6 protein-coding genes and 2 rRNA genes (1 of these 8 running past the window's edge) are annotated in these 9,117 nt (G+C 63.9%); all 8 read left to right on the top strand.

Annotated elements, in window-relative coordinates; genetic code table 11:
• Positions 1-3,002 (top strand): 23S ribosomal RNA (locus tag FDZ84_RS09325) (it extends 70 nt beyond the left edge of the window).
• Positions 3,003-3,123: 121 nt separating this feature from the next.
• A 5S ribosomal RNA gene (gene rrf, locus FDZ84_RS09320) occupies positions 3,124-3,240 on the top strand.
• Between the two features lie 352 nt (positions 3,241-3,592).
• Complete coding sequence (locus FDZ84_RS09315) at positions 3,593-4,891, top strand: geranylgeranyl reductase family protein (protein ID WP_168585560.1); 1,299 nt, start codon at positions 3,593-3,595, stop codon at positions 4,889-4,891.
• A 113-nt stretch (positions 4,892-5,004) separates the two neighbouring features.
• Positions 5,005-5,415, top strand: a complete 411-nt coding sequence (locus tag FDZ84_RS09310; RefSeq protein ID WP_190820628.1) for an NADH-quinone oxidoreductase subunit A — start codon at positions 5,005-5,007, stop codon at positions 5,413-5,415.
• Between the two features lie 72 nt (positions 5,416-5,487).
• The gene (locus FDZ84_RS09305) at positions 5,488-6,162 is read left to right on the top strand and encodes an NADH-quinone oxidoreductase subunit B family protein (protein WP_168585558.1); all 675 of its coding nucleotides are present in this window, start codon (positions 5,488-5,490) and stop codon (positions 6,160-6,162) included.
• A gap of 36 nt (positions 6,163-6,198) precedes the next feature.
• The gene (locus tag FDZ84_RS09300; protein ID WP_168589921.1) at positions 6,199-6,882 is read left to right on the top strand and encodes an NADH-quinone oxidoreductase subunit C; all 684 of its coding nucleotides are present in this window, start codon (positions 6,199-6,201) and stop codon (positions 6,880-6,882) included.
• Between the two features lie 106 nt (positions 6,883-6,988).
• Positions 6,989-8,344: an NADH-quinone oxidoreductase subunit D gene (locus FDZ84_RS09295; RefSeq protein WP_168585557.1), complete on the top strand. Its 1,356-nt coding sequence runs from the start codon at positions 6,989-6,991 to the stop codon at positions 8,342-8,344.
• Positions 8,341-9,114, top strand: coding sequence for an NADH-quinone oxidoreductase subunit NuoE (nuoE, locus tag FDZ84_RS09290; protein ID WP_168585556.1), 774 nt, complete (start codon positions 8,341-8,343; stop codon positions 9,112-9,114). The genes FDZ84_RS09295 and nuoE overlap by 4 nt, the downstream gene beginning before the upstream one ends.
• Positions 9,115-9,117: the final 3 nt, after the last annotated feature.

The raw sequence follows: 9,117 nt of genomic DNA, 5'->3' as shown, positions 1-9,117 counted from the left end.
ATAGTCCTCGGGGAGTTGTCAACCGAGCTGTGATCCGAGGGTGTCCGAATGGGGTAACCCAGCCCGAGTGATGTCGGGTTACCAGCGCCTGAATATATAGGGTGTTGGGGGGAACGCGGGGAAGTGAAACATCTTAGTACCCGTAGGAAGAGAAAACACTGGTGATTCCGTGAGTAGTGGCGAGCGAAAGCGGAGGAGGCTAAACCGTGCGCGTGGGATACCTGGTAGGGGTTGCGTGTGCGGGGTTGTGGGACGCTACTGGGCAGATCTACCAGTCTGCCAGCGTTGCTGTGTCGTGTTAGTCGAATAGGTTGGGAAACCTGACCGTAGACGGTGAGAGTCCGGTAGGCGAAAATGCGATCGGTGCGTGTGGTGGTGTTCCCGAGTAGCAGCGCTTTCGTGGAGGGTGCTGTGAATCTGGCGGGACCACTCGCTAAGCCTAAATACTTCCTGGTGACCGATAGTGGATAGTACCGTGAGGGAATGGTGAAAAGTACCCCGGGAGGGGAGTGAAAGAGTTCCTGAAACCGTGTGCCTGCAAACCGTCAGAGCCTTTGGGTGATGGCGTGCCTTTTGAAGAATGAGCCTGCGAGTTACTGCTGCGTGGCGAGGTTAACCCGTGTGTGGGGGAGCCGGAGCGAAAGCGAGTCTGAATAGGGCGTTTTGAGTCGCGTGGTGTAGACCCGAAGCGGAGTGATCTACCCATGGCCAGGGTGAAGCGCGGGTAAGACCGTGTGGAGGCCCGAACCCACCAGGGTTGAAAACCTGGGGGATGAGTTGTGGGTAGGGGTGAAAGGCCAATCAAACTCCGTGATAGCTGGTTCTCCCCGAAATGCATTTAGGTGCAGCGTTGCGTGTTTGCTTGGGTGGGGTAGAGCACTGGTTGGTTGATGGGCCTTCGCGGGTTACTGAGATCAGCCAAACTCCGAATACGCCTGAGTTGAGCGTGGCAGTGAGACGGCGGGGGAGAAGCTTCGTCGTCGAGAGGGAAACAGCCCAGAGCATCGGCTAAGGCCCCTAAGTGTGCGCTTAGTGGGAAAGGATGTGGGATCGCCGAGACAACCAGGAGGTTGGCTTAGAAGCAGCCATCCTTGAAAGAGTGCGTAATAGCTCACTGGTCAAGTGGTCCTGCGCCGACAATGTAGCGGGGCTGAAGCGCACCGCCGAAGCCATGCCAATGACACTGTGGTGTTGTTGGGTAGGGGAGCGTCCTGCATGCGGTGAAGCGCCGGAGTGATCCTGGTGTGGAGTGTGTGGGAGTGAGAATGCAGGCATGAGTAGCGAGTGCAGAGTGAGAATCTCTGCCGCCGGATGACCAAGGGTTCCTGGGGAAGGTTCGTCCGCCCAGGGTGAGTCGGGGCCTAAGGCGAGGCCGACAGGCGTAGTCGATGGATAACGGGTTGATATTCCCGTACCCGTGTTGATGCGTCCATAGCGAAACCTTTGATACTAACCATCTTGGTGTGTGTTGATCCTTTGGGTGATATGCGTGCTGGCATGGGACCTGATGGGGCGGTAGTTAAGTGATGGGGTGACGCAGGAGGGTAGCTCTGCCAGTGAGTGGTTGTACTGGTGTAAGCCTGTAGCCCGGTGTGTAGGTAAATCCGCATGCCTTGTGGGTGAGGGGTGATGCGTAGCCGTTGTGGCGATGTGAGTGATCCCATGCTGTCGAGAAAAGCCTCTAGCGAGTGTCTTCACGGCCCGTACCCGAAACCGACACAGGTGGTCAGGTAGAGAATACCGAGGCGGTCGGGTGAACTGTGGTTAAGGAATTCGGCAAATTGCCCCCGTAACTTTGGGAGAAGGGGGGCCACTGCTGGTGAACCGACGTGCTTGGGGAGCTGGTGGTGGTCGCAGAGGCCAGGGAGAAGCGACTGTTTACTAAAAACACAGGTCCATGCGAAGCCGTAAGGCGATGTATATGGACTGACGCCTGCCCGGTGCTGGAACGTTAAGAGGACCCGTGAACCCTTTGGGGTGTAGCGGAGAATTTAAGCGCCAGTAAACGGCGGTGGTAACTATAACCATCCTAAGGTAGCGAAATTCCTTGTCGGGTAAGTTCCGACCTGCACGAATGGCGTAACGACTTCTCCGCTGTCTCGACCACAGGCCCGGTGAAATTGCAGTACGAGTAAAGATGCTCGTTTCGCGCGGCAGGACGGAAAGACCCCGGGACCTTTACTATAGCTTGGTATTGGTGTTTGGTTCGGCTTGTGTAGGATAGGTGGGAGACTGTGAAGCATTCACGCTAGTGGGTGTGGAGTCGTTGGTGAAATACCACTCTGGTCGTTCCGGGCATCTAACTCGGGTCCGTGATCCGGATCGGGGACAGTGCCTGGTGGGTAGTTTAACTGGGGCGGTTGCCTCCTAAAGGGTAACGGAGGCGCCCAAAGGTTCCCTCAGCCTGGTTGGCAATCAGGTGTTGAGTGTAAGTGTATAAGGGAGCTTGACTGTGAGACTGACGGGTCGAGCAGGTGCGAAAGCAGGGACTAGTGATCCGGCACTGGCTGGTGGAAGCGGTGTCGCTCAACGGATAAAAGGTACCCCGGGGATAACAGGCTGATCTTGCCCAAGAGTCCATATCGACGGCATGGTTTGGCACCTCGATGTCGGCTCGTCGCATCCTGGGGCTGGAGTTGGTCCCAAGGGTTGGGCTGTTCGCCCATTAAAGCGGCACGCGAGCTGGGTTTAGAACGTCGTGAGACAGTTCGGTCCCTATCCGCCGCGCGCGTAGGAGACTTGCGGAAGGCTGTCCCTAGTACGAGAGGACCGGGACGGACGAACCTCTGGTGTGCCAGTCGTTCTGCCAAGGGCGTGGCTGGTTGGCTATGTTCGGGAGGGATAACCGCTGAAAGCATCTAAGCGGGAAGCCTGTTCCTAGATGAGGTCTCCCACCCGTTGTGGGTTAAGGCCCCCAAGAGATGATTGGGTTGACAGGCCAGATATGGAAGCACGGTAACGTGTGGAGTTGACTGGTGCTGATAGGCCGAGGACTTGCTCACAAAGATTGCTACGCACCCACTATACGGTTCTGGGGCAACAACCAGAACCTTTTGATAATTGAACATGTGTCATTCGTGTTCTGACGCCTGGTTTCCCGTCGTTTACGGCGGGGTGAGGGTTGTCGGTGGCGATGGCGGGGAGGGTCCGCCCGGTCCCATTCCGAACCCGGTAGCTAAGCTCCCCAGCGCTGATGGTACTGCACTCGACAGGGTGTGGGAGAGTAAGACACCGCCGACACACTATTTGAGGGAGAGCCCCTCTTTCCTTCCGGAACCGGAAGGAAAGAGGGGCTCTCTCCATTTCTGCATCCCCGAAATCCCCGCGTGGCGGCCGACGAGAAGTAACCGGGCCGCGAGGCGGGCATCGTCGGCTCCTTCGGCCACCGGGGGGACGGGACTCCTCCGAGCGGCGCAGCCGGTGGCTGCCACCTGCGGTGGTGGTCACTCGGGTGGCGTAGTTCGAGGGCTCGATCGCGAGGTTCGTCCGGCTTAGACTCGGGAGTTAGTGAACTCGTTCACAAGCGGGTTCCCGGGGCGGTCCACCGGGACGAGCGGGCCGCGCCGCGCATTGCACCGGACCAAGGAGTGTCATGACCAGCGCCACCAGCCGCCGCCGACCGGACGAAGACGCCGAGGTGATCGTCGTCGGAGCCGGACCGGCCGGATCGACGGCTGCGACGTACCTGGCCCGCGCCGGCCTGGACGTCCTGCTTCTTGAGAAGAGCGTCTTCCCGCGGGAGAAGGTCTGCGGCGACGGCATCACCCCGCGGGGTGTCAAGCAGCTCATCGACCTGGGCATCGACACCCGGGAGGAAGCGGGATGGTTGCACAACCGGGGTCTGCGCGTCGTCGGCGGCGGCGTGCGGATGGAACTGGACTGGCCGAGCCTGGCCGAATTCCCGCCCTACGGCGTGGTCCGCCCCCGCAACGACTTCGATGACCTGCTCGCCCGCAACGCCCAGCGCGCCGGGGCTCGCCTGCTGCAGCAGACCACGGTGACCGGCGCGGTCACCGACGAGCGAACCGGCCGGATAACCGGGGTCGAGGCCAAGACCGGGCCGGAGCGCACTCCGGTCACGTACCGTGCGCCGTTGGTGCTGGCCTGCGACGGGGTTTCGGCCCGGTTGGCGCTGTCGGTGGGCATCGAGAAGCGCGACGACCGGCCGATGGGCGTCGCGGTGCGCCGGTACTACACCAGCCCGCGCACCAAGGACGACTTCCTGGAGTCGCACCTGGAGCTGTGGGACCGCTCGAACCCCGACGAACCGAAATTGCTGCCGGGCTACGGTTGGATCTTCGGTATGGGCGACGGCACCGTCAACGTCGGGCTCGGCATCCTGTCCACCTCCAAGGCCTACGGCAAGACGGACTACCGCCAGCTGATGCGTTCCTGGTTGGACGGAACCCCGGAGGAGTGGGGTTTCCGGGAGGAGAACGCCACCGGCCGGATCGGCGGCGCGGCGCTGCCGATGGGATTCAACCGGATGCCGCACTACCGCAACGGCCTGCTGCTGGTCGGCGACGCCGGCGGGATGGTCAACCCGTTCAATGGCGAAGGCATCGCCTACGCGATGGAGTCCGCCGCGCTGGCAGCGGAATGTGTGGTGCACGCGCTCGCCCGACCGGCGGGATTCTCGCGGGAGCAGGCGCTGCGCCGGTACCCGACTGCGGTGCAGCAGGCGCTCGGCGGCTACTTCCGGATGGGCAACATCTTCAGCAAGTTGATTGGCAATCCCACCGTCATGCGGATGGCCACCAAGCATGGTCTACCGAGGACCACGCTGATGCGTTTCGTGTTGAAACTGTTGGCAAATCTCTACGACGAGAAGGGCGGCGACACGATGGACCGTGTGATCAGCACCACTACTCGGCTGACCCCTAGCGCTTGATGGCACGTGTCTGGTCAGATGTCCCGAGTAGTGTGCCGGACCTCTCAAAGTTAGGTTCGCCTCACTACGGAGTCGATACGGTCGACCGCATAGAGTGCGCACCGAAGCCGTAGATGTGTTCTGCGTCTCGGCGGGGGCCGCCGAAGGAGGGCAGCGGAGTGCTTGATGCCTACGTCCCGCTGGTGTTGTTGTTCGCGCTGGCGCTCGCGTTCGCGGTGTTCTCAGTCGCGATCGCGCCACTGGTCGGTCCCCGCCGGTACAACAAGGCGAAGCTCGACGCCTACGAGTGCGGCATCGAGCCGTCGCCGCAGCCGGTGATCGGCGGCGGCCGGATGCCGGTCGCCTACTACCTGACCGCGATGTTGTTCATCCTGTTCGACATCGAGATGGTCTTCCTCTACCCGTTCGCGGTGTCTGCGGACGCCCTCGGCCTGTTCGGCGTGGTCGAGATCGTGCTCTTCATCGCGACCGTCGGTTTCGCCTACGTCTACGTCTGGCGAAGAGGCGGCCTGGACTGGAACTAGGGAACGCCCGAGCGGGTCGGCCCACGACTTTCGGAAGAACTAGCCGCAGCGGAGCGGGAAGGAGTGCCGGAGATGGGGCTCGAAGAGCAGCTGCCCAACGGCATCCTGTTGGCAAACGTTGAAAAGCTCGTCAACTGGACCCGGAAGACCTCGATGTGGCCGGCGACGTTCGGGTTGGCCTGCTGCGCGATCGAGATGATGACCGTCGGCGGTTCCCGCTACGACATCGCGCGCTTCGGCATGGAGCGGTTCTCCGCCACTCCCCGCCAGGCCGACCTGATGATCGTCGCGGGCCGGGTCACCAACAAGATGGCGCCGGTGCTGCGGCAGATCTACGACCAGATGCCGGAACCGCGCTGGGTGCTGGCGATGGGTGTGTGCGCCTCCAGTGGCGGCATGTTCAACAACTACGCGGTCGTGCAGGGCGTGGACCACGTGGTGCCGGTGGACATGTACCTGCCGGGCTGCCCGCCGCGGCCGGAGATGCTGCTGGACGCGATCCTCAAGCTGCACGCCAAGATCATGGACGAGCCGATCAACGCGAAGCGCGCCCAGCTGAAGTTGGAGAGCGGTGAGCGCACCCCGATGATCCCGTCCTCCGAGCGGTACGCGCCGAAGAACTGGGCGCAGCGGCGCCGGGCCGAGCGGCAGCAGGCCGCGCAGCGCCGCGAAATGGGTTCCGATCCGTCGTTGGGGGCGCTGGACCCAGCGCCGAAGCGCCCCCGCGAGCTCAAAGCGGGCAGGTGAGTTCGGTTGGCAGACAATGAATCCCAGTCCCGGGCGGTGGAGCCGGTCCGGCAGGAGCCCGCGCCGGTCTCCGGTCGCGCCCGCCGGGGCATGTTCGGGGTTCGCGGCACCGGTGACACCTCCGGCTACGGCGGCCTGCGGCTGCCGGCCTACGTGCCGCCCGCCGCGGAGCGCCCGTACGGAGGTTGGTTCGACGAGGTCGCCGACAATCTCTTCTTCGCGCTGCACGAGCAGGGCCTGCCCGCGGACACCGTGCAGCAGGTGACCGTTGATCGCGGGGAGATCACCTTCTACGTGCACCGCGACCACCTGCTTGAGGTCTGCCGGACGCTGCGGGACGACCCGGCGCTGCGCTTCGAGCTGTGCAGCTCGGTGTCCGGTGTGGACTACGGCCCGGAGGTGCCGCAGCGGCTGCACTCGGTCTACCACCTGACCTCGATGACCTACCGGCGCCGGATCCGGCTGGAGGTCGTGCTGGAGGTCGACGATCCGCACCTGCCGTCGGTGGTGCCGGTGTATCCGACCGCCGACTTCCAGGAACGCGAAACCTGGGACATGTTCGGCATCGTCTACGACGGGCACCCGGCGCTGACCCGGATCCTGATGCCGGACGACTGGGACGGCCACCCGCAGCGCAAGGACTACCCGCTGGGCGGGATCCCGGTGGAGTACAAGGGCGCGGAGATCCCGCCGCCTGACCAGCGCAGGGCGTACTCGTGATAGCCGCGCGGCGAGGGTTTTCCGCAATTTCAATGGAAATCAGAGCTTTGATTTCCATTGAAATTGCGGTCCGAGGACCGCAGCACACTGCGGAGAGGTGCTGGAGATGACTACCGAACCACTGGCCGACACCGGCCTCGGCGACCCGCACGCCCACCCGGGCGAGGCGCAGTCGCGGGAGACCACCGAGGGTCGGGTCTACACCGTCACCGGCGGCGACTGGGACGAGTTCATCGACGAGACGTCCGGCGAGGAGCGGGTCGTCATCAACCTCGGCCCGCAGCACCCGTCGACCCACGGCGTGCTGCGGCTGGTGCTGGAGCTCGAAGGCGAGACGGTCACCAAGGCCCGCTCGGTGATCGGCTACCTGCACACCGGCATCGAGAAGAACACCGAGTACCGCACCTGGACGCAGGGCGTCACCTTCGTGACGCGGATGGACTACCTGGCGCCGCTGCACAACGAGGCCGCTTACTGCATGGCGGTGGAGAAGCTGCTGGGCATCGAAGCGCCGCGGCGGGCGCAGGTGTTCCGGGTGCTGCTGATGGAGCTCAACCGGATCTCCTCGCACCTGGTGTTCCTGGCGACCGGCGCGATGGAGCTCGGCGCCACCACGGGCATGACCTACGGCTTCCGCGAGCGCGAAGAGGTCCTGCACCTGCTGGAGTACCTGACCGGCCTGCGGATGAACCACGCGTTCATCCGCCCCGGCGGCGTCTCCCAGGACCTCCCGGTGGACTACCGGGAGAAGATCCTGAGCTTCGTCAAGGTCATGGACTCGCGGCTGCCGGACTACGACAAGCTGTTCACCGGCCAGCCGATCTGGAAGCAGCGGTTGAAGGACGTCGGCTACCTGCCGCTGGACGGCTGCATGCAGCTCGGCGTCACCGGCCCGCTGCTGCGCGCGGCCGGGCTTGCCTGGGACCTGCGGAAGATCCAGCCGTACTGCGGCTACGAGGAGTACGAGTTCGAGGTGCCCACCAGCACCGACGCCGACTGCTACGCACGGTACCTGCTGCGGCTGGAGGAGATCCACCAGTCCCTGAAGATCATCCGGCAGTGCTTGGACAAGTTCGAGCCCGGCCCGCACATGGTGGCGGACAAGAAGATCGCCTGGCCGGCGAAGCTGAGCATCGGCCCGGACGGCATGGGCAACTCGCTGGAGCACGTCCGCAAGATCATGGGCCAGTCGATGGAGTCGCTGATCCACCACTTCAAGCTGGTGACCGAAGGCTTCGACGTGCCGCCCGGCCAGGTGTACGTGCCGATCGAGTCGCCGCGCGGCGAGCTCGGCTACCACGTGGTCTCCGACGGTGGCACCCGGCCGATGCGGGTGCATGTGCGGGAACCCAGTTTCGTGAACCTGCAGGCGATGCCCGCGATGTGCGAAGGCGGACTGGTGGCCGACGTGATCGCGGCGGTCGCCTCCATCGACCCGGTGATGGGCGGGGTGGATCGATGACCGAGCAGTTCGAGTTCACCACGAACAAAGAACAAACTGACCACGAGGCAGTGTCCATTCCTGACGACACCCCGGTGTTCGGCGAGGACGTGCGGGCCGACGCGAAGCAGATCATCGCGCGGTACCCGGAGTCCCGGTCGGCGCTGCTGCCGATGCTGCACCTGGTGCAGTCAGTGCAGGGTTTCGTCAGCGCCGAGGGCATCCAGTTCTGCGCCGGACAGCTGGCACTGTCGACTGCGGAGGTCAGCGCGGTCGCGACGTTCTACACCATGTACAAGCGCAAGCCCTGCGGCCAGCACCTGGTGAGCGTCTGCACCAACACGATGTGCGCGGCCCTCGGCGGCGACGAGATCTACCGGAAGGTCAGCGAGTACCTCGGCGTCGGGCACGACGAGACGGCCGGTACGCCGGGCGAAGAGGGCTCGATCACGCTGGAGCACGCCGAGTGCCTGGCCGCGTGTGACCTCGCCCCGGTGCTGCAGGTCGACTACGAGTACTACGACAACCAGACGCCCGAACAGGCGCTGGAACTCGTGAAGGCGTTGCAGCGCGGGGAGAAACCGGCCCCGACGCGGGGTCCCGCGCTGTCCGGCTTCCGCGGTGCCGAGCGCCAGCTGGCCGGTTTCTTCGACGACCTGGAGTCCACTGTGGCCGGACCTTCGGCCGCGGTCGAGACGGTGCGCGGCGCGCAGCTGGCCAACGAGCGCGGCTGGACCGCGCCGAGCATGCCCGACGACGTGGAAATGCCGCCGCTGCCGGAGAAGAAGTGAGGG

It is taken from the genome of Saccharopolyspora sp. ASAGF58, from assembly GCF_012277335.1.
In the GTDB taxonomy this organism is placed as follows: Bacteria; Actinomycetota; Actinomycetes; order Mycobacteriales; family Pseudonocardiaceae; genus Saccharopolyspora; species Saccharopolyspora hattusasensis.
This window is presented reverse-complemented; position numbering and strand designations above follow the sequence as displayed.